The sequence below is a fragment of the Tardiphaga sp. 839_C3_N1_4 genome, assembly GCF_051811045.1.
Classification (GTDB): domain Bacteria; phylum Pseudomonadota; class Alphaproteobacteria; order Rhizobiales; family Xanthobacteraceae; genus Tardiphaga.
The window spans coordinates 3,600,792-3,625,399 of the sequence record NZ_JBPWQD010000001.1; the positions used below are offsets into that span (position 1 = coordinate 3,600,792).

Genomic DNA, 24,608 nt, shown 5'->3' on the forward strand with positions numbered 1-24,608 from the left:
GACAGCTGTGACAGGATCCCACCGCAACGAGCGGCATCGCAGCCATGAAGGGCATCGTATCGCGGCACTGCTTTTCGCTGCATCGGCGAGCATTGTATTCAGCCAATCCGCAGTTTCTCAACAGAGCTCGGCCCCCGCCCTGACGGGGGCGGAAATGCGCACCCGCGGTCAGCGTGACGTAAAGGATGTTACTTTTGGGAATTGGAAAAAAGTCTGCTTCAAGCCAAGCGGGGCAAAAGTCCTTTGTCGCACATCGATCACCGGAACCTTTTCGACCGGTCAAATGGCGGTCCGGCTCGACATCACTGAGCGCGAAGGCGATACCGCCAGGCGGATACAGATATTCTCTCCAGTCGGAATGTACCTGCCGAACCCGGTCGAACTCACAATCGACCAAGGCAAGCCTTACCGTTTTCCCTACACCTGGTGCCTGACAAACGCCTGTGTCGCAGGCGCCAAGGTCCCTTCCCCACTGATCAAAGAGATGAATCAGGGGCGAATCCTGCGGCTGCAATTCGCGGATTCGAGCCTCCTGTTACTCACCACATCGATACCGCTCAGTCCGTTTTCCGGCGTCTACAGCGGCGCTCCGGCGCAAACATTTGAACAAGATATCGACGAATGAACATACCGGAATCCGCAATCAGACAGAGATCGGCACTTCTTTCATCCGCGCATACCAAGTCTTTCGGCGACAGAAACCAGCTCTGCAAATGAAACGACCTGCATCTTCTCCATGACCTGGTGGCGATGCGCCTTTATCGTGCGCTCGGTTGTTCCTAGCTCATAGGCGATCTGCTTGTTGATTTTACCCCGTACCATCAAGTCGAACACCTGCCATTCCCGCGGCGTGAGGGATAACAAGAGGCTGCGAAATGACGCGAGCTCACTACGTTGCCCGCTTTCCACCTCCAAACGCTGCAGTGCCCGCTCGATCGCATCGATCAACTGCTGCGACGTCACTGGCTTCGTCAAAAAATCTTCCGCACCAGCCTTGATAGCCTGCACAATCGTTGCCGCATCGACGTGCGCGGTGACGAACACGATCGGCATGCTGAACCCCCGCTCAATCAATTGGCTTTGTAACTCCGGACCGCTCAACCCGGGCATCTGTATATCGAGCAGAATGCACCCTGGCCTCACGGTGAACGGCAATTGATCCAGCAACTCTGTCGCTGATGCGTATGTGGCTACTTCATACCCGGCTACTTTCAGCCGCCGCTCGATCGCGGTTCGATATGAAACATCGTCGTCTACGACGTGAACGAGGCCCGGCATTTTACTCGAACTCCGATCAATATGGCGGAAAAGCGCTGCTAAGGCATTGGTCCGGCCGAACGTCTTACGCAGCGCGCCAGACCTTCTCATCGATGCGTCACTGTTCATACGATATCGAAGATGGACCGAACGCATTCCGAGATCGAAATATGCAGTCGTGATGAGGCGCCATCTTCCATCCTCGGCACTATATTACGCACCGTTATGTTGTTCTTTGGTGCAATGAACCTTGAGACAATGGTCGCAGGTTCCAGCTTATTCTTAAATCTACTTCAGCGCGAGCGGCAAAAGCAGGGTGCTTTTGTCGCAGTGCAGAATTGAGGGAAAGTCATTTAGTAAAAGTGGGGAGTGGACCATGTTTGCTCGCACGACAATGAGCTCAACACCTCGCCCAAACTCTCTCCGTGAACTCGGCATGGATAGCGAATCTAATCCCATCGTCAGTCTGAACGAATTCACGTATAAGAAGCGCTCTGAAATCTACGGCGAGAAGGAGCCTGCAGAATACGTCTACCAAGTAAAATCTGGCGCGGTGCGAAGCTACAAGCTTCTGTCCGATGGGCGTCGGCAGATCGGCGCATTTCACCTCGCCGGCGATATTTTCGGGTTGGAAAACGGTGGTGAGCACCGGTTCACAGCGGAAGCGATTGTCGACACCACCGTTCGCCTCATCAAGCGACAAAGTTTGGAGATTGTCGCTGAGAGCGACACCATGGTCGCCCGCAACCTGCTCAACATGACCACAAGTAACCTGCAACATGCGGAAGACCACATGCTTCTGCTTGGCCGCAAGACTTCGCTGGAACGGGTCGCCGCCTTCCTGCTTGAAATGGACAAGCGATTGACGGCCGCTGGCATTATCGCGCTGCCGATGTCGCGCCGCGATATCGCCGATTATCTCGGCCTGACGCTGGAAACTGTTTCACGCGTATTGTCTCGGCTGCATGAACTCGGCACCCTTGGCTTTGTCGGCAACACCCAACGGCAGATCGTGCTCATGGACCGAAGTCGGCTCGCTAGCCTCGATCTTCAAAACTGAAACCGCGGGCACCGATTTTGGCGAGATGATCCAGTGTCTTTTGCAGCACTTCGAACAGGACTGCCGCTGACCAGCCAAACATCAGTATGCCGTTCATGGCGGTCATCGGCCCGATCAGCCGCCAGGCCTGCACCGGTGTAATGTCGCCGTAGCCAAGAGTCGTGTAATTCACGAAAGCGAAATAAAGTAGATCTCTCCCTTCCGGGGTTGCACCCACTATTGCGTAGGCCAACGCCCAGGCAAGCATTTCCAGCGTGTGCGCAATCATTAGCACAGCTGCTACCTCGACCATCACGGCCATCAGGTGAAATTTCGGTCGCACGGTGTGCCGCAACCCGGCTTTGCGCGCGATGCCCACGGCGCCAACAGTCACCAGCGCGTGGATCATGATCGTGATCACGGTTACGATCGAGCCGACAAAAAACTGAACCGCCATAACTCTACCAATCTACGATAAGCCCGCCGCTATTGGAGAGCACCGAACCAGGCGCCGAAGTAACCGGCATATAGCGCCGGCACCTCCAGATTCATCGAATGTCCGATCCCTGGCACGACGACGAGCCGGCAATCCGGCATTGTCGCTGCCATGGTCCGTAGATCGGGCAATGGAATCCACCCGTCGCGTTCGCCCCAGAGCACCAGATGCGCGTGCCGGATTTCCGGCATCCGGCGCTCCAGCTCTCCGCTGTCCTTCTCCCGGTTGAGATTGACGGGCGTCCCGATCCAGATGCCTTCAGACACACCAAATGTCTGCTCGACGATCCGGTCGAACAGCGCCGGGATTTCACCGGTCCCCTCGCGGAACCGTGGGATCGCGTTGGGTGCCATGCTCTCCGGCAGGAATAGCGAGGACGCTGCGGTGGCCATCACCGTGCGTGTGAGTTGCTTGCTCGCCATCATTGCCCGGAAAAGGCTGAGCTGATCACTGTTGAAGGCCATGCCGATCGGTGTCACCGGATCGAGAGCAAATATCCGCCCGAAGCGCTCCGGCTGCATCAACAACATCCGCGCGGCAATGATGCCACCAGTCGAATGGGTTGCAAGATGGCAGAACTTGATGCGCAGCGTATCGAGCGCGGCGAGCATATCCTCGGCGTGCTGCTGCATGGAGTAGTTCCTGTAATCGCTCGCAGGCTCCGGCCGGTCGCTGTCGCCGCAACCGCGCCAATCGATTCCAATCACGCGCAGTCCGCACGGAAACAAAGGCGCGGCGAGCTCAATCCAGTCCTTGCTGGCGAGATTGCCGTGGATAAAGACCACGGTTGCGTCGCCCGCTCCCCATTCGCGCCAGCCCAGTGAAACCTCACCCGCCTGCACCCTGGGCATAGGGCGGACCTATTTGTTCAGGCCGGCGGTCGGGGCCGCACCGGGCGGTGTCGGCGCCACCGGGAGCACCGATGCAACGGCGCCCCTGATCATGCGATCGGTCCCGAGCGGCGAACTCGTATCGACCTTTCCCTTCGTCACGAAGTCCACCACGTCGGCGGAATATTCAACGGGGTTATCTGTGTGGATGAAGTGTCCGGTCTCCGGATAGATCTTGAGCATCGGCCGGTTGCCGGCATTGGTCATACGCGACATGAACGGTGTGATCACATCGCGTCCAAGATCGGTCAGCCCGTTGAAGGCAGGCGTCGGGATGAACGGCTCCTTGTCGCCAAAGGCCAGGAAGATCGGCGCCTTGATCTCGCTTAGCCGTTCGTAGAGGTTCTTCGGGTCATCCTGCTGCAGCTCAGCCCCGATGGTGTAGATATCGAAGATGAAAACGTTGCACCATTGCTCGAGCTCCTTCGGATTACCCTTGGTCAACCCGACCCGCTGCTCGGTATGCAAGCGGGCATATTCACTGTCGCTGAAGAAGTAACCGCTCTTCGCGGCTGACACGGCCCCGGTCTCCGGGTCGCGCTTCTTGAAATAGAAGAAGTCGCGGATGCCCTCCTCTGGCCGGGCAATCTCTGCGGCCAGGATCCCGGTCTGATCCCATGCCTGCTTCCACTTGGCGAAGTCACGGCCGAAGGCTTCGTCGAACAGACGCGCCTTCTTATCCTTGGCGATCGTGACGTCGCGCGGATATTCCTCAAGACCGGACGGCGCTTCGAGCGCAAGACCCTGCACCGCATCCGGCCAGGTCAGGGCGTAGCCCATCACGAACTGACCACCGAGAGAGTGGCCAAGGTAGTGCGCCTTCTTGACGTTGAGCTGGTTGACGACGAGATCATAGATCACCTCGCGCATATCCTGCATGGTGCGCGCCGGGCTCTTGTCGAGATTGCCGGGCCCGGACATGCCATAATGAGGCAAATCGGGCACGATCACGCGCACGCCACTGCGCAAGGCATATTGCATGATATTGCCGTAGTGCCCGCCGAAAGCGCCCTTGCCGTGAATGACGACAAGCACCTTCGGATCCCTGTCCGTCCCGGCATATTCGTCCATGTAGCCGATCTGCCAGGACGTCCCACGCTTGTCCTTCGCGGTCGCATATTTGACCGGATAGGGATAGATCACGTAGTCCTTCCAGAACGATTTTGTTTTGTCGATATTTTCGGCAACCCGAGGGATACGATAATTCTTGTCGACGAACTGCTGCGCCCGGTCGAGGCTCGCCACGTCGTCCATGAACGCGACGAATTTCGGATCGTTCTTGCGATTGTTGATGATCGGAAACACACCGTAGTGAGCAACCGGGCTCTCCTCGGAGATAAGGTCTGCGCCCGGAACGCGATCGACGGCGCGCTGGGCAAGCTTGAAATTCAGCCAGAGGTCGTTGGTGATATGCATCACCAACGTGCGAGCCTGAATGCGCCCGAGGTTCTCATTGATATTGTAGGTTTCGCCGACACGGTTGCGCCAGACCAGATCCACCGCATCATATAGTTTAGAGCGGTTATTCACGTTGAGACCGGCTTTCTCATTCGGCGGGTCCCAGTAGAAAACTTCAGGCTGAACCGACGCGAAACTCTGGTTTGTCCTGTAGCCGAAATCATAGCCGGTCAGACCAAGAACCGACCAGCCGAAGGCCATGCCCGGCAGCGGGTGTTTCTCCTTCGGTAGCTTATAGTAATCGCCCTTGGTCGATTGCCAGACCGGGTCGGACTGGATAGCGGCCGTCATGAGCTGGAACGTCCAGTTGCCGACTGGATCCCCGGCGTCAGACTGCGTCGTACCGCCAATCGGCATCAGCGCACCGATATATTCGGGATGCAGCACGCCCCAAACATAAGTCTGCGTGCCCCCCATCGAGACGCCGGCGACCAGCGCCACGCGCACGACCTTCAAATGATCGCGCAACATCCGATAGTTGGCCTGCACCATGTCAAAGTAGCTGTACTGCGGAAATTTGATACCAAGGCCGTCCGAAGGTTTGCTGGCGCCCCAAGTGCCCAACGGATCGACCATAATGACATAGTAACGGTCGGTATCGATCGGTCGTCCGGGACCAATGATAGGCACGCCGCCTGATAGCGCGGCGCCCTTGACCCATTGCTCATACATGTCGGTAGAGTCGCCGGAATAGTAGGAATTTATGACCACCGCATTGGTGATCTCACCGGCGGCATTGCGGCGCGGGTTTCCGACTGCGACATAGGCCGTGCGTAGCTTACCACCACCGAGCGACTCCAGCGTGACACCGCCCTCGCCGCCGTCTTCCCACTTGGCGGGGTCGTTGAGGTCATACTTACCGCCCAGCCGGAAGTTTGATATCTCGTAATATTTCTTCAATCCATCATGCTGGACTTGCGACGAGCGACGCGTGAAGGGCTGTGCGGCAGCTATCGTTGCGCCGAGCAGCAAAATGATCAGGCTGACAGCACAACGTTTCATGGCATCTGCCCCGGTCATGACGGTGTCCTCCCAATTGCTTTGCGCGAAAGTGTTCGGCGAGACCCTCCGGAAAGGCTTGATCTAGCTCAATGGAATCGACTTTCGGAAGTTGAGTATCGCGGCGATCAAATCGCCAATCGGTCAGCGCAATGCCGTTCCTGAAGTATGGTTTGTATCGGATACGTTATGAACTCGACGGCCCGGAGGACGCGCCGGTCTATGTTCTGGTCAACGGGCTGACCCAATACACCGAACTATGGACTGCCTATCGCGACGCGCTGGTCGCAAGACGATTCCGCGTTGCGACGTTCGATCTGCTTGGCCAGGGTGCGTCCGATAAGCCCGCGCTTTTCATCCGTCAGGACGATCACGTCGCTGCACTCCACCTTCTGATCGAAGAACTGGGTAAGGGCCCCGTTTTTCTCGGAGGTATCAGCTTCGGCGGTCTCATCGCACTACGCTATGCCATCGAACACAGCCAGCGGCTCGCCGGCCTCGTGCCAATGAGCTGTTTTGCGGAGCTCCCGCCTCAACTCTATCTACTTGGCAATGCCCTGCGCACCGGATTGATTCTTGGCGGCACAAGCTATCTTCAGGACTTGCTGCTGCCCATGAATGTCAGCGACCAATGGCTGCAGCCGGTTCTCGAAACGCTCGACAAGGTCAAGCGGCAGGGCTGGCTGATCAATGACGTCTACGCGCTGCAGAATCTGATGGAGTCCTTCCTCGATTTCCAGCCGCTCACGTCGCAATTGCCTCAGATCGGCGTGCCCACGATGATCCTCAATGGCGAATTCGACTTCCTGACGCCACGCGCGCTTCACGAAACCCTGCGTATCCACATTCCCGATAGCTCGCTCACGATCATTCCGCGCGCTTATCACGCCTTCACGCTCGAGAAGCCAGCACTCACCGCCGACCTGCTCGCACGCTTTGCGGAGGATGTGCTGGCAGGTCGCTGGCAAGGCAAAAAGTCTGTCTATGTTGCGCCGGAGGAAGCCGGTGGCGAGATTATGCCGTTTCCCGCCGGCTACGACCATCTGCGTGCAATTCCGGTGCAGGGAACGATGCGATGAGCGGGTTCTTCGGGCCACTCGATACCAATGGCTGCGTGCCCGCGCATCAGCAGACGCGCGTGGCCGCATTCCTGGTCTCGGCCCATGGCGCGCTGGCGCGGCAGTTCGCGTTTGCCTTGCCGCTCAAGCTGGACTCCGCCTGGCAAACCGAATTGAACGCGCAGTTTTATCGCGAAACCGAGATCGTTTCCCTGTTGCTGCGTGCGACATCGTGGACTCCCGATCTTGCCCTGAGCTATCTGGTGGGATCCTGGGAAACAACGTGGCTGCCAAAGCCGATCGAAGGCATTCCCGATCCACCCCTGGCGCTGGCGGGTGATCTCGCCGCCCGCGCACATGCCATACATGCTGGCATCCGCCCGGCGGCCCTCCTGCCGGTCGATGCCAACGCGCATGATCCGTTCGTCACGGCGCTGCGCCGTATTGAACTTGAAAGCGGCCGCTTGCTGCAGGCGCAGATTCTTCTTTTGAAAGGCCCGAACCTTGCGCCCTTTCGCGATCCCGTGAGCGTCGCCCTCGAACAGCGACATACCCAGGTTCGCGAGCTATGGGCGAATGCCCTCAAGAGCGTTGGCATTTCCATTCGTGAAGGAAATGATCAGAAGTCTTGACGCAGATCAAAGGAGCGCCGGGTTGATGGACCAACACTTCGTCATGGTCGCCTTCTCTTGATCGCCTGTCGACCGGAGCCTCCTCATGAAGGCCGTTTCCCTGGAAGAAGCCATTGCGGTGATCCCGGCCGGTGCAAGCATCATGGTCGGCGGGTTCATGGGTGTCGGCACGCCTGAGCGCCTTCTCGACGAGCTGGTACGGCAGAGGAAATCGAATCTTTCTCTCATCAGCAATGACGCGGCCACACCTGGAAAAGGCGTTGGAAAGCTGTTTGACGGCGCACACGTGACCCACATGATCGGGACCCATATTGGGCTCAATCCGAAAGCCCAGCAACAAATGCTGGGCAAGCAGATCACCGTCGATCTCATCCCGCAGGGCACTTTCGTCGAGCGCATTCGCGCTGGCGGCTGTGGGCTTGGCGGCGTACTCACACCAACCGGCGTCGGTACGCTTGTCGAAGAAGGCAAGCAGAGGATCGAGGTCGGCGGGAAGACATATCTGCTGGAAACCGCCCTCCGCGCGGATTTTGCACTCGTGCAGGCATTTCTCGCCGACTATGCCGGCAACCTGTCTTACGCCCTCACGGCACGCAACTTCAATCCGGTCATGGCGATGGCTGCAGATACTGTGATCGTCACCGCCGAACATATCGTTCCGGTTGGCGTCATTGCGCCCGACCACGTCATGACCCCCGGCCCCCTGGTCGATTATCTCGTTGCGAACGGGTGATCCATGGATGCGCAAACCATCATCGCCCGCCGCGTGGCGCAGGAGCTTCGACCCGGCAACCTCGTCAATCTCGGCATCGGCATTCCGACACTGGTGGCGAATTACGTGCCAGCGGGCCTGCACGTTTACTTTCAGTCCGAGAACGGCCTGATCGGCACCGGTCCCATCCCGGAGCAAGGCATGGCCCATCCTCTGCTGACTGATGCCGGCGGCAAGCCGATCAGCGCCCTGCCCGGCGCCGCCACCTTCGACAGCGCGATGTCGTTCGGCTTGATCCGAGGCGGTCATGTTGATCTCACCGTGCTCGGCGGTCTGCAGGTCGATGCCGGCGGGCGCCTCGCCAACTGGATGATCCCTGGCAAGATGGTGCCAGGGATGGGCGGCGCCATGGATCTCGTCAGCGGCGCCAAGCGCGTCATCGTCGCCATGCAGCATGCGGCCAAAGGAAAGTCCAAGATCGTCGCGAGGTGCAACCTGCCGCTAACATCGGCGCGGCCGATCGATCTCGTCGTCACCGATATGGCAGTCATCGCGTTTCCCGGCGGCAATGCAACTTTGCTGGAGACGGCGCCCGGCGTCAGCATCGCCGAGGTGATGGCAGTGACCGAGGCCGAGATCATTGTTCCAGACAATGTCCCGGAAATGAAGCTGTAACCGTGCACAGGAACGAATCGCGATGCGAATTTTCAACGGGTTCGATGAGCTAAAAGCCGCCGTAGGTACGGAGATCGGCGTCAGCGACTGGATCGAGGTGACACAGGATCGCATTAACACATTCGCGGAAGCGACCTGCGACGAACAATGGATTCATGTCGACCAGGAGCGCGCGGAGGCAGAGATGCCAGGCGGCAAGACCATCGCTCACGGCCTGCTGTCATTGAGCTTGACGCCGATGTTCATCCGCTCGGTGATGGGTTTGAAGGGCTTGAAGAACACGCTGAACTACGGCGCGGATCGCGTTCGCTATCTCTCCCCCGTGCCGGCCGGTTCAAGGTTGCGTGGACGCGTCAGCATTGCGGAAGCCGAGGAAGTGCCACCCAACGGCTTGCGCACCCACTATCGGGTGACGATCGAGATCGAGGGTGGCAAGCGCCCGGCCTGCGTTGCGGAAGTGATCGGCCTGCACTTCAGTTGAAGCAAGGTCCGCACGTCAATCGATAATGTGGTAGCCGCCGTCGATATACATCACACTCCCAGTGATCAGCTTGGCGCCGTCGAGCGCGAGGAACGCCGTCGCTCGCCCCACGTCGTCAATGCTGACAAGACTGCGCGCAGGCGCCTGCGACTGGGCCTTGTCCATCAATTCATCGAACTCGGGAATGCCGGATGCCGCACGCGTCGCCAGCGGCCCAGGCGAGATCGCATGCACGCGAATGCCCTTCGGGCCAAGCTCGGCTGCGATATAACGCACCGCGGCCTCAAGGGCTGCCTTCGCAACGCCCATGACGTTATAGTTCTTCACCACCATCTGGCTGCCGTAGTAAGTCATAGTGAACATCGTTCCGCCGTTCTTCATCAAGGGCTCAGCCAGATGCGCCATGCGCATGAACGACCAGCAGGATACATCCATGGTCTTCTGGAAGCCCTCGCGGTCCACATCGACGACACGGCCGTGCAATGCACCTTTGGGTGAAAAGGCGATGGAGTGCAGCAGAAAATCGAGATGGCCCCATTCTTTGCCAATTCGTTCAAACACCTTCTCGGTTTCGCCCTCAACCATCACATCGAGCGGCATGAAGATCGGAGCCTCCAGTGCCACCGCAAGGGGCTCGACATGCTTCCTGGCCTTCTCGTTCAGATAGGTGACGGCAACCTCAGCGCCAAGCGCCCGAAATGCCTTGGCGCAGCCCCACGCGATGGACTGATCGTTGGCGATACCGACGACCAGCCCCTTCTTGCCTTTCAACGCGACGCTGGTCTCGGGAAAAACCGGAATTGTCATGACACTCTCTCGCGCTTCTGATTTTGCGTTTTCGGATTCATCAGCAGCGTGAGCGTGTGCTGCGCAATCATCAACTCTTCGTCGGTGGGAATGACGAAGACCGGAACACGGCTGTCTGGCCCTGAAATCTTGCCGGCATTTGCCGCATTCGCGGTCGGGTCGAGCGCGATCCCAAGCCAGGCCAGCCTCTCAGCGATGCGGGCCCGGATCGTGGCCGAATTCTCGCCGATCCCGGCGGTGAATACGAAGGCATCGAGGCCCTGCAGCGCGGCCACCAGCATGCCGGCGTGGAGGCCGACCCGATAGACGAAATAGTCGACGGCAAATGCAGCGCGCGGATCGCCGCTGGTCTGGAGCTCACGCATGTCATTGCTGACCCCGGACAGTCCTTTCAGACCGCAATCCCGATAGAGGAAATCCTGCACTTTGGAGACGGACATCCCTTTTTCCACGATCAGATAGAGCACGACGCCCGGATCGAGCTGGCCCGCACGCGTTCCCATTGCGAGACCATCGAGGGCTGTAAAGCCCATCGTGCTCTCGACACTCTTTCCGTTCTTGATCGCGCACATCGAGGCACCGCTGCCGAGATGAGCGGTGATCACGCGCCCGCCGGCGACGTTTGGCGCGACTTGCGGCAGGCGCTTGGCTATATATTCGTAGGACAGGCCATGGAAGCCGTAGCGCCTAATGCCTTCAGCATGGAGTTGATGCGGGATCGCATAGTAGTCCGCCAGCGCATCATGATCGCGATGGAAGGCGGTGTCGAAGCAAGCAACCTGCGGCAGGGTCGGGAAGTTGTTTAGAATCGTCCTGATCGGTGCCAGATTATGTGGCTGGTGCAGGGGAGCCAGCGAGACATACCGTTCCAGCCGCCCCACAACTCCATGATCGATCAACACTGGATTTGCATAATCCGGTCCGCCATGAACGACGCGATGGCCGACGGCGATGGGGTTGATATTGAGCTCGTCGCGCAGCCAGGCGCCCGCGACGGACATCGCCGCTGGCACATCTGCCACAGCCTCGATCGGATAAGCACGATCAGCCATCGGATCGCCGTTCTGGCCATTCGCACGTAGCCGCGGACGGCTGCCGATTCCATCTATCTGGCCCTTGATCCGCCTTTGTAAGTTCCCCTCTCCCTCAACCGAGAAAATCTGAAACTTGACGCTTGAGGAGCCAGCATTGACGACAAGAATTGTATCCATGGCCATCACCCGGAAACTGTTGGTGCATGCTGACGCCTCGCATGCGCGTATAGCGAGGCTATGGCGCAGGACGCCATCCGGGCGCGCGCCGTGTCCGCACGCGATGTCAACACGACGGGCACCCTGGCTCCCAACACGATACCCGCGCCATCGGCCTTGGCGAAGTAAGCGAGATTCTTTGCCAGCATGTTGCCGGCCTCAAGGTCGGGAACAACAAGTATCTGCGCACGTCCTGCGACCTCGGACTTGATGCCCTTGATCCGCGCTGCCTCAACATCGATGGCATTGTCGAAGGCCAATGGGCCGTCGAGCACCCCGCCGGTGATCTGGCCGCGGTCGGCCATTTTACAAAGCGCCGCAGCCTCGATCGTCGAGGGAATCATGGCGGTGACAGTCTCCACCGCCGAGAGGATCGCCACGCGTGGAGACTGGCCGAACCCCGCTTGATTGTAGAGATCGATGGCATTTTGAATGATATCCCGCTTGGCTGCGAGATCCGGAAAGATGTTGATTGCCGCATCTGTGACAAAAATGGTCTCGGCGTAGGCCGGAACGTCCATCACGAACACGTGGCTGATGCGCCGATTGGTGCGCAAGCCGCCGACTTTTGCCGTCACGGCTCGCATGAGTTCGTCGGTATGCAGGCTGCCTTTCATCAGCATCTCGCCTTTGGCTGCATGAATCAGCTCGACACCCTTGGCAGCAGAATCATCGCTATGCGCAGCGTCGACAATCTCGAAGCCCGCAATGGCGAGGCCGCTCTTCTCCGCGGTATCCTTGATCTTCTGAGCGGGACCGACCAGGACTGGCCGGATGATGCCTGCTTGCGCACTATCGACAGCGCCGCGCAGCGAGGTCTCATCGCAAGGATGCACGACAACAGTCGGGACCGGCGGCACAGCCTTCGCCGCCGTGATCAGTCGATCATATTTACTGGGAGATCGTGCTTGGCTTGCGTCAGCTGACATGATGTTGCTCCCACTCCCCGTGACTGAACCTGCCCTACGACGCTCTCGCCTCAGGGTCGAAATGGGTAACGTTTGACGTCCCCACCCCGCCTGCTTCCACACCGAACAACCCGGCGATCCGCCCGAGCCTGACTGCGCGCTCGCCAGTGATTTCGCCGCTGGCGGACAACACCTCACGCATCGCCGCGAAAATCGCCTGCTTTTGATTGTGATCCGCAGGCAGCAACGCCGGAATAGCGGCAAGCGCCCCTTCCGGATCGAGCAACAGCATGAAGAACTGCTCGCGCACCAGAGTCTTGAATTCGGACAGCGTTAATTGTGCTCCGGCCTGATCGCGCCGAACCTGGCGCAGCGCCTCGATGCTTCGCTCATCGACCATTCCCCGCGCAGAGCCAACATAAAGCAACGAACGCAAGGTCGCTTCGCGAAGGCCACCTTCTGCAATCCTGGACTTGAGTTCAGCGATCTTTTTGTCGAGCATGGCTCGGTGCTCGGCCGACATTTCCCGGCGGCGCGACGGCTCGGACTTCGGGTCGATGCCGAGGGCTGCTTGCAATTCCGGCGACCCATAGATGTTGAGGAACATGGCCTCGCTCAGCGCCTCTTGAGCGTCGCGCCAGCCGTCCAGTGCGTGAACGATCTGCTTCCCCATCTGCTCCTGAAAGGCCAGAAAGGGATTATCTTTGGAGACCGGCTTGCGATTGTCTTCGATGCTGTCCGCGGCAGACTTCACCCAGCTCATCCAGGGACTTTTGCTGCTGAAGGCTTCATATTGCAGCCGCAGCGGATGCAGACTCCGCATCACTTCCGCCATCTGCGGCGTTACTGCATTCTTGAGCCAGGGTTGAACATACTTCCGGTAGGCTGCGAGATTCATCTCCGAGACGCGCTTGGCGGCAGCGAAGCGCCGTTCATCTTCCGGCGAATTGCCGCCCATGGCCCTGATGTCATCAAGCGTCCGCGCCTCGCAGCGCATCACCCATTGACCAACGACGAGGTCGGCACTCGCGGTCGCCTCCCCCTTGGCTTCAAAAGTTGCTTCATAGAGACCCGGCGGCAATACATCGATGAGATCGATGTTGCTGGAAAACTCCGTATGTTCCTTCTTGGCTACGCCGCCGGACACGAAGATCCCCAGATGGCCGATGCTTTGGTGAACCGTATAGACAATCGTCTGCCCGTACGCCCTGATCTCATCCACATCGGCATAGCAATCGAGGATCCAGTTCAGCGCTTGCTGCGGCGGCGTAACGTTGTCGCCCTCGGAGCAGAACACCAGGATCGGCGACCTGATATTGCGCAAGTCGACCTTCCGGCCGTCCGACATCTCGACCTTGCCGGCGGCGAGGTTGTTGCCAATGAAAAGCTCGTCAACGATAAACTGGATTTCTTCGGCATTCAGATTGACGTGACCGCCCCACCAGCGCTCGAATTCAAGATAGCGATCCGCCTCGGTATCGATATTGGAATAGACATTGTATTGCTTGGTCCACAGCGTGTTCGAGGGGTTCTGGTTCTCGAAATTTTGCACCAGCCAGGCGCCATCGAATTTTCCGGCACCGAGATCACTGGTCATCGCGGTGAGCCAACTGCCTCCCATCAGGCCGCCGGAATAGCGCATCGGGTATTTGCCATGCACTCCTTCCCAGTAAGCGAGCGGAGCACCTGCGATAATCAGCGGTCCGAACAGCTCGGGCCGCAGCGATGCCAAAATCATGACGGCCCAACCGGCCTGGCAATTACCGATGACGCAAGGCTTGCCGTCGGCCTTGGGATGCAGAGCGATGACCTTCTCGATGAACTGCGCCTCGACCCGCGCTATGCGCTCGATGGTCTGTCCCGGCATCGGTTCAGGCAGGAAGCCAATGAAATAGCAGGGGTGACCTGCTTTCATCGCCACGCCTATTTCACTGTCGGCCTTGAAACCGCCAATGCCCGGACCGTGACCTGCACGAGGATCGACCACGATGAACGGCCGTCGTTCGAAATCGATTTCAACGCCCGCGGGCGGAACGATGCGAACCAGCGCGTAGTTCACAGGCTCGTTCAGGTCACGACCATCGATAATCAATTCGGCTGCATACTGAAGGACATGCGGTGCGGTCTGCGCGACATGCTCGCGGTACTGATCGCCGCGCTGGCGCATGACGTCCAGGAACAGCATGCTCCGCTGTCCGGCATCGACCATGTATTCCACCGCCGAAGCAACGAGCCCGGACATCGGACCGCCCGGCAAATTTGACGCTTCCTTCGACATGTTCCGACCTCATCGTCGCGCCAACTCATTCAGGGGGCTTTGCGCAAGGCATCGTTGATCTAGGTCAAGGGTCCGCAGTCAACCCCGGCGCCGGTCTGGATTGATCCTCGCGCATCCATGCCGCCATCAACTCCCAGGCGACCGAAAGAACAATCGGCCCGATAAAGAGGCCTACAATTCCGTGCGCAAGAGTTCCTCCGATGACGCCGATGAAGATGACAAGTGTCGGCGTCGTAAGTCCGCGCCCCATCACGAGCGGTTTCAATATGTTGTCGAGCACGCCGACGAGGCCAAGGAACACTGTCAACAGCAGAGCCGTGGTGAAATCCTTGTCCATCCAGATCCAGATGACCACAGGAAGAATGACGATTGCTGCGCCGATCTGAATGATGGTCAGCAGCATGACCGCAAAGGCCAGGAGGCCAGCGCTGGGAATGCCGGCCATTTTGAACCCGATGCCCGCCAGCAGGGCCTGCAAGACCGCGACGCCGATCACACCCTGAGAGACGGCGCGGATTGTCGCCCCCGCCAAATCCAGCAAATGTTCGCTCTGCTCGGGAACGATGAGGGAAAGAAGACGCCTTCCGCCTGCGGCCAGTTGGGCACCGTAGGGGAAGAGAAAGCCGGCTATAAGCACGGACAGCAAAAATTTGAGCGTACCGACGCCGGCGCTCCCCGCAAGCGTGAGCATGGTCCCCGCCAAGGGTTTCAAATACGGCGCGACCTCGCGCAACACCGTCTTGATATTGCTGAACGCCCGGCTCCAGATTTCATACAGCTGGGGCCCGACGAAGCGCCATTCCTTGATGTGTTCGGGCGGTGACGGAATGACCAGATTGCCGGCACTCAGGTCATCGGCGAGTTGTCTGACCCCGTCCACCGCGCTCAAACCCAGCCATGTCGCGGGCCCGATCACAATTCCAAGATTGACGATTGTGAGGATCGTTGCAGCCGTTCGGGGACGGCCACCGAGCAGTTTGGCCAGCCAGTTGAAAGCCGGATAGAAGGCGACTGCAAGGACACCGCTCCAAGCCAGAATTGGCACGAAGGAGCGGATCACGATGAACGTCCAGATCACCACTAACGCCAGCAATCCCACCCGGACCACAAGCTGGATGACATCGTCCCCGGATAAAACGCGGCGAAGTGTTTTCACGGACGCGCCTTGATCTGTTCAGGTGCGTTAGCGTTGCTGCTGCGGACATCCGGTAGTCTTGATCCAGATCAACCCTCCGTCCGGCAGCCCCCCTTTGCTTGACGCTGGGCCGAACAGGTTTCTCGATCATGCCAGAGGAGCTCCCATGTCCGATGCTGCCACCTACGCCGCGCAAGAGCAGTTACGCGATGGCAGCCTTGTGAGTATCCTGGCGCTTCGGCCGGAAGACGAGCCGGACATGCTCGCCGCGCTCGCACAGGCCAGCGTGCAATCGCTGCAACGCCGCTTTTTCGTTATGAAACGCCATTTCTCCGACAAGGAACGCGCCTTCTTCATGGACATTGATTTCGAAAATCATGTCGCGCTGACTGCGCGCGCTGAGGAAGCGGGCCGGAACGTCCTGGTGGGTGGTTGCCGATATATCGTTTCCGAGCCAGGCCAGGCCGAGATGGCGTTCATGGTAGTCGATGGGTGGCAGGGACGCGGCGTGGGCTCGATCCTCATGCGGCACCTCATCAAACTCGGACGTGACGCCGGGCTAAAAGAACTGAGTGCGGAAGTTCTGCCCGAGAACACCGCGATGCGAAAGATTTTCACCAAATTCGGCTTCAAGGCAGCCCCGCGGAAAGATCCCCAGATCGTCAGCCTGGTGCTTAAGCTCACCGAGGATCCAGGATCGACAGGTCTTGACGCATCTGGATACTGATGACGTGCGCAGCTCTCGCGCTGTCAGAAGAAATCTGACCCTCGCGACAGCTTCCGACGCAACGCCGACGTTTTGCAAGGGATGTGGTGAAAAGCGGTCGAAGTACATCCGCGTTCTTCCAGCTTCGAGGTCTTGTTGAGCTAGATCAATACCGGTCCCGCTATGGGATCGGAGTTTGCGCCGTCGCGTTCAATATGGAGACGGCGCCGCTATGAAACCCCTGCTCAAGCAAATCCAGCACACACCACTGCTTTGGATGTTGATCTTCGTGCCTGTCGTGCTGGTCGTGGAAGCAATAGCGCCGCATTCCCATACGCTGCTGTTCATACTCTCGGTTCTCGCCATCGTGCCACTGGCCGCCCTGCTCAGCCACGCGACCGAAGCGGCTGCCGCCAAGACCGGTGATGCCGTCGGCGGGTTGCTCAATGCGACGCTGGGAAACTTAACGGAGCTTATCATTGCGATCACCGCGTTACAGGCCGGCCAGTACATGCTGGTGAAGGCGTCAATTGCCGGCGCGATTGTCACCAACGCTCTCTTCATGCTCGGTGCCTGCCTTCTTCTCGGCGGCCTGCGCTACCACGTTCAAGAATATAATCGCTCCGGCGCGCGGCTCTACTCCGGTCTCTTGCTGATGGCAACGGTCGCCCTGCTCGCTCCATCGGCAGTCGCCGACCTTGATCTCGTGCAGGGTGAGACCGTCATGCGGAAGCTCAGCGTCGGCCTCGCCATCCTGCTCATCATTGCTTACGCACTCGGCCTGCTGTTCTCGCTGAAGACCCACAAGGAGTTGTTCGCAAGCGCCGCGCACGACGAGGGCGAGGAACGTTGGCCAATCATCCTTGCGGTCGGCACACTGCTTGCTGTCACCGTACTGGTTGCACTTGTGAGTGAGATTTTTGTCGAGTCGGTGCAGAAAGCCGCAGCAACGTTTGGAATGGGCCCGGCCTTTGTTGGCTTTATCATCGTCTCAATGGTCGGAGCCGCCGCCGAGTTTGCCGTCGCCTTTTCCGCGGCACGCAAGGACCGCCTCGACATGAGCGTCAGCATCGCGCTTGGCAGCGCCTCCCAGATTGCGCTGTTCGTAGCCCCCGCCCTGGTGCTACTCAGCTATGTCGTCGGACCGTCGCCAATGAGCCTGCAATTCTGGCCCGGCGCCGTCACTATGGTCATGATTGCGACCGTGACGGCGAGCTTCATTACGAGCAGCGGTCGCTCGGCCTGGTTCGTCGGCGCCTTGCTCATATTCATTTACGCAGTCTTTGCGCTGACGCTGTATGTACTTCCGCCGACGGGCCAAGGGGTGGAATGAAGCCGGAAACTTGGCATGTTACTCGGTTGTAATCGATAGCCCGCGTGCGGTTGTCGCCGGGCGCGGCACTGCTGGCATTCAGCTCTATTCGACAACGCTGGACGCCTCGAGAGTCCGGCTTTCAGAGCGTTGATTCAGATCAACTCTTAGGGCGCTACTCGCCAGTAGCTTCCATTCAAATCCTTAGACACTCACGGCGTTCCGCAATGCCGAAGCTGAAGGATACCGCTGAGGACCCGGCGATCATGGCGCAACCAACAACTGGGTAAGACAGGTGCCGAGATGATCACAATTCCTCAACTGACAGCGCAAGCCCTTGGCTCGTTTCTGGCGCAGGAAACCGAAGGCCGCTTCCGCTCCTCACATTCCGATCTGATAAAATTGCTGCCCTTTGCCGCCAGATTGGCATTGGAGTGCATCGGAAATAGTGATGCACTCTATCATAATATCGAGCATACCATGCTGGTTACGCTGGTCGGGAACGATATTCTGGCGGGCCGCGCGCTGCAACGGACGACCACCGCAACCGACTATGCGAACTTCATTATGGCCTGCCTGACCCATGACATTGGATATGTGCGGGGCATCATCCAGGGCGATGAAGACGGCGCTTATGTTGCGGACCTTACCGGGCGCAAAATTGAATTGCCGGTTGGATCCTCCGATGCCGCGCTCGCACCCTACCATGTCGACCGCTCAAAGCTCTTTGTGATTGAGAGGCTCCATGCCGTGGAGGAAGTCGACGCCGCCCGGATTGCCCGGGCCATCGAATACACGCGCTTTCCCTACATCGATGCAACAAACGGAGGAGGTGATGACCTCGACGAGGAAGAAGGATTGCTGTTGCGTGCTGCGGATCTGATTGGCCAGCTTGGCGATCCCAATTACATAAGGAAATCAAATGCTCTGTTCCATGAGTTCGAGGAGATCGGACTGAATAAAGCGCTTGGTTATGCAACGCCGGCTGACATCGTCTATAAATTTCCACAGTTCTACTGGACCAACGTTGCACCGCAGATTCAGCTTGCGATACGGTATCTCAATGTTACCTCTAGCGGCCGGCAGTGGATCGCCAGCCTGCACAGCAATGTTTTTCGGGCTGAGCGTGAGGTGAACCTATCAGGACCGCAGAGATAAACGCTGACGTACTCCCCCTAGCCCGCATCAGGAAGCTCATCATCGCCGATGATTCAGAGCATTGCGCCGCCATTGAGCGCGGCTTCCGTGACGGATCTTTGCGCCAGCCCGTAAGCCCCATGCCGGACGCCGAATTGGCGAAGCCATAGCGCAGTTCAAAAAAGGGCGCCCTACTGACGGGAACATGAAAATATTGGATGGCCGCTTCAACCCAAAGAAGTACGGCCGCCGATTTGGTTTTTGGCACAAAGTGCACAGGACTTTCCCGGAGGCGGATCATAAAATGCTCCCTCATCTGGGGTAGCTGCCGTGTCAAAAGAACACCTTTATAGCGCCTTCGTCATCGTGGCTGGGCTAGTCCCTGTCGTGATAGTCGCAGCCCTCGTGTTCATAAAGTAAGGCCGCCTCAGTAGGCGGCCTCTTTCATTTTGCCCGCCTCGACTTCGGTTCATCCCGCGCGTCCATTAGCGCCACGATATTTCATGGTGATTTTTGCAGATAAGGACCTGAGGGGGCCTCGGTCTCCAAGCCTATCTTCCCAATCGGCATCGCTTGTTCTGGGGAATTTTCGTCTCAAGCAATTGTCAAGATCGCGTTCGACCATGACCAATTACGGCTTTGCTTCTCCATGCTGTCGATCACGGCGCGGGCGGCACCGAATACGACTCCTCCCTCGGCGAGGACCCCGATGCGGATGCCGGGACGGGCCTGACTCACAACGGCATTCACTCCTACGCGCAGCGCAGTGAGCGCGGCAGAAGATCCAGTGATTGCATCACGTGTTCTCGCTATCGTCGTCATCCGCTCCAGAGAGAAATTCGCACCCGTGACGGATGCGCAGCGCTTCGGCGTCAGTACCGTCGCTAGTTGCAGCCGTCCTTGGTCCGCTGACGGCTTCGGTAGTTTTTTCAACAAGGCAAAAATCGACGCCAAGATGGCTGGCACCGCAGCTACCAAATTTTACGTCGCCGGCTTCACCATGCGCGAGATCGCGGAGACGCTCGCCTGGGAAGAGGAATCCGTCGAAAAGATCATCCGACGCTATGTGGGTCGCGCCGCAGCGATGAAGGCGCGCATCAGGAAATTGGAGGCCAGACAATGAACAAACTTTGCAAAACAGCCAGCAAAACTTTCAAAGATTTCCCGGCTAAGTGCTGGAGCGGACGGAGGGAATCGAACCCTCGTATGCAGCTTGGGAAGCTGCCGTTCTACCATTGAACTACGCCCGCATCGTCGCGCCATCTGATCTAGCCGAGACCGGCCGATCCGCCAAGCGGATTGATGGCAGCCGGTTACAGTTTCCTTGCGCCGCACACCCGGCCGCACCCTGAAAGGCAACCGCTCAAAGATTCCAGATGACGGTTTCAATTCGCCTGCTAACATCGCCTTCGGGATGGCTGGGCACGGATACACAACCTTCGACACGTCGGTGGGCCGATGCGGTATCGCATGGGGCAATGCCGGCATTGTTGGCGTGCAATTGCCGGAAGCGCGCGAGATCGAGACCCGGCGCCGCCTGCTGCAGCAATTTCCCGATGCGCGCGAATTCCGGCCGCCCGCCGATGTCGACTACGCCATCGAGGGCATCGTTGCGCTGCTGCGCGGCCAAGCCGTGGACCTTGTCGACGTCCCCGTCGATATGTACGGCCTGCCGCTGTTCAATTGCCGTGCCTATGAGGCGGTCCGGATGATCCCGCGTGGCGAAACCCGCACCCATGCGGAGATCGCAGCAAAGCTCGGTGCCAGCGGTGCAGTCTATTCGGTCGGCCAGGCCATCGCCCGCAATCCGTTTGCGATCCTCGTACCATGCCACCGCGCACTGGCCGTTGCGGGCCAGACCAGCGGCTTTGCTGGCAATGGCGGCATCATCACCAAGTCGCGGCTGCTCTCGATCGAGGGCGCGCTGACCGGTCGGACGACCACCCTGTTCGATGCCCTGCTGTCGGTTGCCCCACCGCGCCCGCAAGGCTAACCTCCGGGTATGCAGGCAACAACGCTGTTCCAGAGCAACGCGATCACCGTCACGGACTATCGCTGTACAGCGGGTCCGGACGACCAGCCGTTTTCCGAACAGCACGCCGGCCATTCGCTCTCCTATGTTCGCAAGGGCAGTTTCGGCTGTCGCTGCCGCGGGCAGTCGCACGAATTGATCGCCGGCGCGCTGCTGATCGGGCACCCTGGCGACGAATATACCTGCCATCACGAACATCACGGCTGCGGCGACGAATGCCTGTCCTTCTCCTTCGCGCCTGAGCTGATCGACACCGTCGGCGACGCCAGGGACATCTGGCAGCAGGGCGCCATCGCGCCACGCGCCGAACTGATGGTGCTTGGCGAGCTCGCGCAGGCAAGTGCCGGCGCCCATAGCGATCTCGGGCTCGATGAGATCGGTCATGCCTTTGCCGCGCGTTTTGTCGACGTCGTCTCGGGCGAGCCGCGCAGGCGTGTGAACGGCAATGCACGGGATCGCCGGCGGGCGGTCGAGGCCGCACTGTGGATCGACGCCCATGCCAGCGAGGAGATCGACCTCGATGCGGCCGCCCGTCAGGCCGGACTGAGTCCGTTTCATTTCCTGCGCCTGTTCAGGAATGTGCTCGGCGTGACACCGCACCAGTATCTGGTGCGCGCGCGGCTGCGGCGGGCTGCAAACCTGCTGGCTGAGCAAGACCGCGCCATCACCGACATCGCCTTCGATGTCGGCTTCGGCGATCTCTCGAATTTCGTGCGCAGCTTCCATCGCGCTGCTGGCGTCTCGCCCCGCGCCTTTCGACAGGCTTCCCGCGGCGACCGCAAGATTTTCCAAGAACGGCTGGCCGTGCACTGAGTAGCTTGCCGTCCTGATCAACCGGGAGGCACGGCATGGCATCGATTCACAAAGAGATTTTCCTCGGCGCATCGGCAGACGATGTCTGGTCCGCACTGGCCGACTTCGGCGCGCTGCACACAAGGCTGGTGCCGGGATTCGTCACTGACACAGAGCTGGACGGCGACGCACGTATCGTGACGTTTGCCAACGGGTCCATCGCACGCGAAAGACTGGTCGACTGCGACCACGACCGACGGCGCCTCGTCTATGCCATCGTCAACGAGCGCATCACCCAGCACAGCGCATCGGCGGAGGTATTTGCCGATGGACCCGCCCGCTGCCGGTTTGTCTGGACGGCCGACGTGCTACCGAATGAGATCGCGCCTTACATGAGCGAGCAGATGGATCTGGGCCTGGCGGCGATGCAGACCCAGTTCGGGAAAGCCGCGCGATGACTGCATCGTTTCTCGATGCGCTCGCAGCGGACGGCCCTGCCCCGGATCGCATCGGCCAGATGGATCTCTATGGCTGGCTGATCGGCGCCTGGGATCTCGATGTGGTCAGGTATATGCCGGACGGCGGAGAGCGCCGGCGCAAGGGCGAATGGCATTTCGGCTGGGTGCTGGAAGGCCGCGCCATCCAGGATGTCTGGATCGTGCCGCCGCGCGGCCAGTTGCGCGACGGCGACGCCGCAGCGAATGCCTACTCGTATGGAAGCACGCTGCGGATCTACGACCCACGTATCGATGCGTGGCAGATCCAGTGGACCGATCCGGTGATGCAGAATTTTCTCACCATGACCGGCCGCAAACAGGGCAACGACGTCGTCCAGCTCGGCCGCGACAATGACGGACGCCCGATCCGCTGGAGCTTCTCGCAGATCACGCCACGCTCGTTTCTGTGGCGCGGCGAGACCTCGCATGACGACGGCGCGACGTGGCGGCGCGATGTGGAATTTACTGCGACGCGCGTTGGCTAGAAGCTGCTCAGACGAGCTCCGGCCGGATCTCGGGCACGGGACCGGCCTTCGGTCCCCACGACGTCAGCAGTACGCTGAGTGCCGACAGCACGCCGAGCAGCACCATGGACGCCGCCGCGAGCCAGAAAAAGCTTGTGGCCGAGGCATCGATAGACAGCAGCCACCAGCCTCCAACGCTGACGAAGACCAGCCGCGCGGTTTGCGCTAGCACCGGGCCGAGCACCTTGGCGGCGCCCTGCGAGGCAAAATAGGCCACCGTGGACAACCCCAGAAAGGCATACATTGGCGCGCAGGTGGCCAGATAGGTCCGGCTTGCCGCGCGCACACCGGCATCATTCGTGAACAGATTGACCCAGGCATCGGGGAAGATCGCGATCAGTGTGCCGAGCAGGCCGACGACACCGAAGGCGATCACGCTGCCAGTCCAGGTCACGCGGCGCGCACGCGCGATGCGGCCAGCGCCGATCGCCATGCCGACGATCGGCACCGAGGCGATACCCACCGCGAAAGCCAGCGTGCTCAGCATGAATTCGAGCCGCGCACCGATGCCGTAGCCGGCCAGCACCGCGGTGCCGTAATGCGCCAGCATATGGGTGAAAATCAGGAGAGTCAGAACGCCCTGTAGCGGATTGAAACAGGCGATGGCACCCACTTTCAGAATATCGAAGAACATCCCGCGCTGAATGCGGAAGCCCTTGATCTGAGGCCGGACTCGCGCACGACCGGAAAAGACATACCAGCCCATGACGCCTGTGCCGATCGTGAACGCAATCAGCGTGCCCGCCGCGACGCCGGGCATGCCGAATTGCGGGATCGGACCGAAGCCGAGGCCCAGCACGCCACCGAGAACCACCTGCAAGGCAGCCCCCGCCATCTGCATGGCGGAGGGCATCTTCATATTGCCGGTGCCGCGCAGGATCGCCGCGAAGGTATTCAGCAGCCACGGGATCACGCCACCAGCGAAGAAGACGGTGATGTAGCCCTGCGCCTGGCTCAGCACATTGCCGCGGCCGCCAAGCAGTTGCAGCAGCATGGAGCCGAAGGTCAGCATGCCGACCGTGAAGGTGAGGCCGAAGCAGATGGCGATCAGCAACGCGTGCCCGGCCAGTGTGGAGGCCCGCTCGCGGTCACCCGCACCGATCGCCCGCGCAATCGCCGATGACACACCGCCGCCCATGGCGCCGCCGGACATGGTCATGGTCAGCATCACGAAGGGAAACACCAGCGCCATCGCCGCCAATGCTTCGGTGCCGAGCCGGCCGACATAGGTGGTCTCGAAAATAACGACGACGGCGCCTGCCGTCAGCGCGACGACATTGGGCCAGGCCAGCCGCAGGATGGTCGGCAGAATGGGATGATCCAGCAGGGGATTCTTGGCCGGCGCCTTCAGGCTCGGAAGCGGCTGCTTGTCGACATCGACCAATCGGGGTTCGGCGACGACAGCGTCGGACATGCATTCTCCCTGAGCTTCCGGTCTTGCCTGCCGGAACCTCGTTCCTAGCACCGATCGCCGACAATGCCATGCGCGACACACGCATGGGGGATGTTCGATTTGCACTGCAGTATCAAGGG

25 protein-coding genes and 1 tRNA gene are annotated in these 24,608 nt (G+C 59.6%); 15 read left to right on the forward strand and 11 right to left on the reverse strand.

Going from position 1 to position 24,608, the window contains the following annotated elements:
• The first annotated feature begins 7 nt into the window (after nucleotides 1-7).
• Nucleotides 8-625 (forward strand): invasion associated locus B family protein, encoded by a 618-nt coding sequence (locus AB8A38_RS17270; RefSeq protein ID WP_439086804.1) that lies wholly within the window; start codon nucleotides 8-10, stop codon nucleotides 623-625.
• 41 nt (nucleotides 626-666) lie between these two features.
• Here the strand turns inward: AB8A38_RS17270 and AB8A38_RS17275 are convergent, their stop codons facing one another.
• Nucleotides 667-1,278: a response regulator transcription factor gene (locus tag AB8A38_RS17275; RefSeq protein ID WP_315840259.1), complete on the reverse strand. Its 612-nt coding sequence runs from the start codon at nucleotides 1,276-1,278 to the stop codon at nucleotides 667-669.
• A 355-nt stretch (nucleotides 1,279-1,633) separates the two neighbouring features.
• On the opposite strand from AB8A38_RS17275, the gene AB8A38_RS17280 reads away from it, so the two are divergent.
• Nucleotides 1,634-2,317 (forward strand): helix-turn-helix domain-containing protein, encoded by a 684-nt coding sequence (locus AB8A38_RS17280; RefSeq protein ID WP_439086805.1) that lies wholly within the window; start codon nucleotides 1,634-1,636, stop codon nucleotides 2,315-2,317.
• Here the strand turns inward: AB8A38_RS17280 and AB8A38_RS17285 are convergent.
• The 3 genes from AB8A38_RS17285 to AB8A38_RS17295 are packed head-to-tail and all read right to left on the reverse strand — an operon-like array spanning nucleotide 2,295 to nucleotide 6,160.
• On the reverse strand, nucleotides 2,295-2,753 hold the full coding sequence (locus AB8A38_RS17285; RefSeq protein WP_439086806.1) for a potassium channel family protein: 459 nt from the start codon (nucleotides 2,751-2,753) through the stop codon (nucleotides 2,295-2,297). The genes AB8A38_RS17280 and AB8A38_RS17285 overlap by 23 nt on opposite strands.
• Nucleotides 2,754-2,782: 29 nt before the next feature.
• Nucleotides 2,783-3,643: an alpha/beta fold hydrolase gene (locus tag AB8A38_RS17290; RefSeq protein ID WP_439086807.1), complete on the reverse strand. Its 861-nt coding sequence runs from the start codon at nucleotides 3,641-3,643 to the stop codon at nucleotides 2,783-2,785.
• A gap of 9 nt (nucleotides 3,644-3,652) precedes the next feature.
• A complete protein-coding gene (locus AB8A38_RS17295) occupies nucleotides 3,653-6,160 on the reverse strand; it encodes an alpha/beta hydrolase (protein WP_439086809.1) in 2,508 nt (835 codons plus the stop codon).
• Nucleotides 6,161-6,291: 131 nt separating this feature from the next.
• Here AB8A38_RS17295 and AB8A38_RS17300 point away from each other — a divergent pair, with 131 nt between their 5' ends.
• From AB8A38_RS17300 to AB8A38_RS17320, 5 genes are all read left to right on the forward strand, one after another.
• Nucleotides 6,292-7,218, forward strand: a complete 927-nt coding sequence (locus AB8A38_RS17300) for an alpha/beta fold hydrolase (protein WP_439086810.1) — start codon at nucleotides 6,292-6,294, stop codon at nucleotides 7,216-7,218.
• A complete protein-coding gene (locus AB8A38_RS17305) occupies nucleotides 7,215-7,829 on the forward strand; it encodes a hypothetical protein (RefSeq protein ID WP_439086811.1) in 615 nt (204 codons plus the stop codon). Before AB8A38_RS17300 ends, AB8A38_RS17305 begins: the two co-directional genes overlap by 4 nt.
• 85 nt (nucleotides 7,830-7,914) lie before the next feature.
• Nucleotides 7,915-8,562, forward strand: a complete 648-nt coding sequence (locus AB8A38_RS17310; protein WP_439086812.1) for a CoA transferase subunit A — start codon at nucleotides 7,915-7,917, stop codon at nucleotides 8,560-8,562.
• Between the two features lie 3 nt (nucleotides 8,563-8,565).
• On the forward strand, nucleotides 8,566-9,216 hold the full coding sequence (locus tag AB8A38_RS17315) for a 3-oxoacid CoA-transferase subunit B (protein WP_439086813.1): 651 nt from the start codon (nucleotides 8,566-8,568) through the stop codon (nucleotides 9,214-9,216).
• Nucleotides 9,217-9,238: 22 nt separating this feature from the next.
• Nucleotides 9,239-9,697: a MaoC family dehydratase gene (locus tag AB8A38_RS17320; protein WP_315840251.1), complete on the forward strand. Its 459-nt coding sequence runs from the start codon at nucleotides 9,239-9,241 to the stop codon at nucleotides 9,695-9,697.
• A gap of 15 nt (nucleotides 9,698-9,712) precedes the next feature.
• Here the strand turns inward: AB8A38_RS17320 and fabI are convergent, their stop codons facing one another.
• The 5 genes from fabI to AB8A38_RS17345 all read right to left on the reverse strand — a co-directional run bounded on the left by fabI (nucleotide 9,713) and on the right by AB8A38_RS17345 (nucleotide 16,096).
• Entirely contained in the window at nucleotides 9,713-10,504 is a 792-nt protein-coding gene (gene fabI / locus AB8A38_RS17325) for an enoyl-ACP reductase FabI (protein ID WP_115028763.1), read from the reverse strand.
• Nucleotides 10,501-11,715: an acetate/propionate family kinase gene (locus tag AB8A38_RS17330; RefSeq protein WP_439086814.1), complete on the reverse strand. Its 1,215-nt coding sequence runs from the start codon at nucleotides 11,713-11,715 to the stop codon at nucleotides 10,501-10,503. The genes fabI and AB8A38_RS17330 overlap by 4 nt, the downstream gene beginning before the upstream one ends.
• A gap of 5 nt (nucleotides 11,716-11,720) precedes the next feature.
• A complete protein-coding gene (locus AB8A38_RS17335; protein WP_315840248.1) occupies nucleotides 11,721-12,683 on the reverse strand; it encodes a phosphate acetyltransferase in 963 nt (320 codons plus the stop codon).
• A gap of 34 nt (nucleotides 12,684-12,717) precedes the next feature.
• Nucleotides 12,718-14,940 carry a DUF3141 domain-containing protein gene (locus AB8A38_RS17340; protein WP_439086816.1) on the reverse strand — a complete coding sequence of 741 codons (2,223 nt, stop codon included), beginning with the start codon at nucleotides 14,938-14,940 and terminating at the stop codon, nucleotides 12,718-12,720.
• Nucleotides 14,941-15,004: 64 nt separating this feature from the next.
• Nucleotides 15,005-16,096, reverse strand: coding sequence for an AI-2E family transporter (locus tag AB8A38_RS17345; RefSeq protein WP_439086817.1), 1,092 nt, complete (start codon nucleotides 16,094-16,096; stop codon nucleotides 15,005-15,007).
• Nucleotides 16,097-16,241: 145 nt separating this feature from the next.
• Here AB8A38_RS17345 and AB8A38_RS17350 point away from each other — a divergent pair, with 145 nt between their 5' ends.
• The 4 genes from AB8A38_RS17350 to AB8A38_RS17365 all read left to right on the forward strand — a co-directional run bounded on the left by AB8A38_RS17350 (nucleotide 16,242) and on the right by AB8A38_RS17365 (nucleotide 20,353).
• Entirely contained in the window at nucleotides 16,242-16,802 is a 561-nt protein-coding gene (locus AB8A38_RS17350; protein WP_439086819.1) for a GNAT family N-acetyltransferase, read from the forward strand.
• A 211-nt stretch (nucleotides 16,803-17,013) separates the two neighbouring features.
• Complete coding sequence (gene cax, locus AB8A38_RS17355) at nucleotides 17,014-18,114, forward strand: calcium/proton exchanger (protein WP_439086820.1); 1,101 nt, start codon at nucleotides 17,014-17,016, stop codon at nucleotides 18,112-18,114.
• A 282-nt stretch (nucleotides 18,115-18,396) separates the two neighbouring features.
• The gene (locus AB8A38_RS17360) at nucleotides 18,397-19,251 is read left to right on the forward strand and encodes a metal-dependent phosphohydrolase (RefSeq protein ID WP_439086821.1); all 855 of its coding nucleotides are present in this window, start codon (nucleotides 18,397-18,399) and stop codon (nucleotides 19,249-19,251) included.
• A gap of 745 nt (nucleotides 19,252-19,996) precedes the next feature.
• Complete coding sequence (locus tag AB8A38_RS17365) at nucleotides 19,997-20,353, forward strand: hypothetical protein (RefSeq protein WP_439086822.1); 357 nt, start codon at nucleotides 19,997-19,999, stop codon at nucleotides 20,351-20,353.
• Between the two features lie 53 nt (nucleotides 20,354-20,406).
• Here AB8A38_RS17365 and AB8A38_RS17370 read toward each other — a convergent pair.
• A tRNA-Gly gene (locus tag AB8A38_RS17370) sits at nucleotides 20,407-20,480 on the reverse strand.
• Nucleotides 20,481-20,644: 164 nt separating this feature from the next.
• Between AB8A38_RS17370 and AB8A38_RS17375 the strand changes: the two genes are divergently transcribed.
• Genes AB8A38_RS17375 through AB8A38_RS17390 form a run of 4 tightly spaced genes read left to right on the forward strand, consistent with a single transcriptional unit; the run spans nucleotide 20,645 to nucleotide 23,036 of the window.
• Nucleotides 20,645-21,223, forward strand: a complete 579-nt coding sequence (locus tag AB8A38_RS17375; protein WP_439086823.1) for a methylated-DNA--[protein]-cysteine S-methyltransferase — start codon at nucleotides 20,645-20,647, stop codon at nucleotides 21,221-21,223.
• 9 nt (nucleotides 21,224-21,232) lie between these two features.
• Complete coding sequence (locus AB8A38_RS17380) at nucleotides 21,233-22,075, forward strand: helix-turn-helix domain-containing protein (RefSeq protein ID WP_439086824.1); 843 nt, start codon at nucleotides 21,233-21,235, stop codon at nucleotides 22,073-22,075.
• 35 nt (nucleotides 22,076-22,110) lie between these two features.
• Nucleotides 22,111-22,512 carry an SRPBCC family protein gene (locus AB8A38_RS17385; protein WP_439086825.1) on the forward strand — a complete coding sequence of 134 codons (402 nt, stop codon included), beginning with the start codon at nucleotides 22,111-22,113 and terminating at the stop codon, nucleotides 22,510-22,512.
• The gene (locus AB8A38_RS17390; protein ID WP_439086826.1) at nucleotides 22,509-23,036 is read left to right on the forward strand and encodes a hypothetical protein; all 528 of its coding nucleotides are present in this window, start codon (nucleotides 22,509-22,511) and stop codon (nucleotides 23,034-23,036) included. Before AB8A38_RS17385 ends, AB8A38_RS17390 begins: the two co-directional genes overlap by 4 nt.
• Before the next feature lie 7 nt (nucleotides 23,037-23,043).
• Here the strand turns inward: AB8A38_RS17390 and AB8A38_RS17395 are convergent, their stop codons facing one another.
• On the reverse strand, nucleotides 23,044-24,489 hold the full coding sequence (locus AB8A38_RS17395) for an MATE family efflux transporter (RefSeq protein WP_439086827.1): 1,446 nt from the start codon (nucleotides 24,487-24,489) through the stop codon (nucleotides 23,044-23,046).
• Nucleotides 24,490-24,608: the final 119 nt, after the last annotated feature.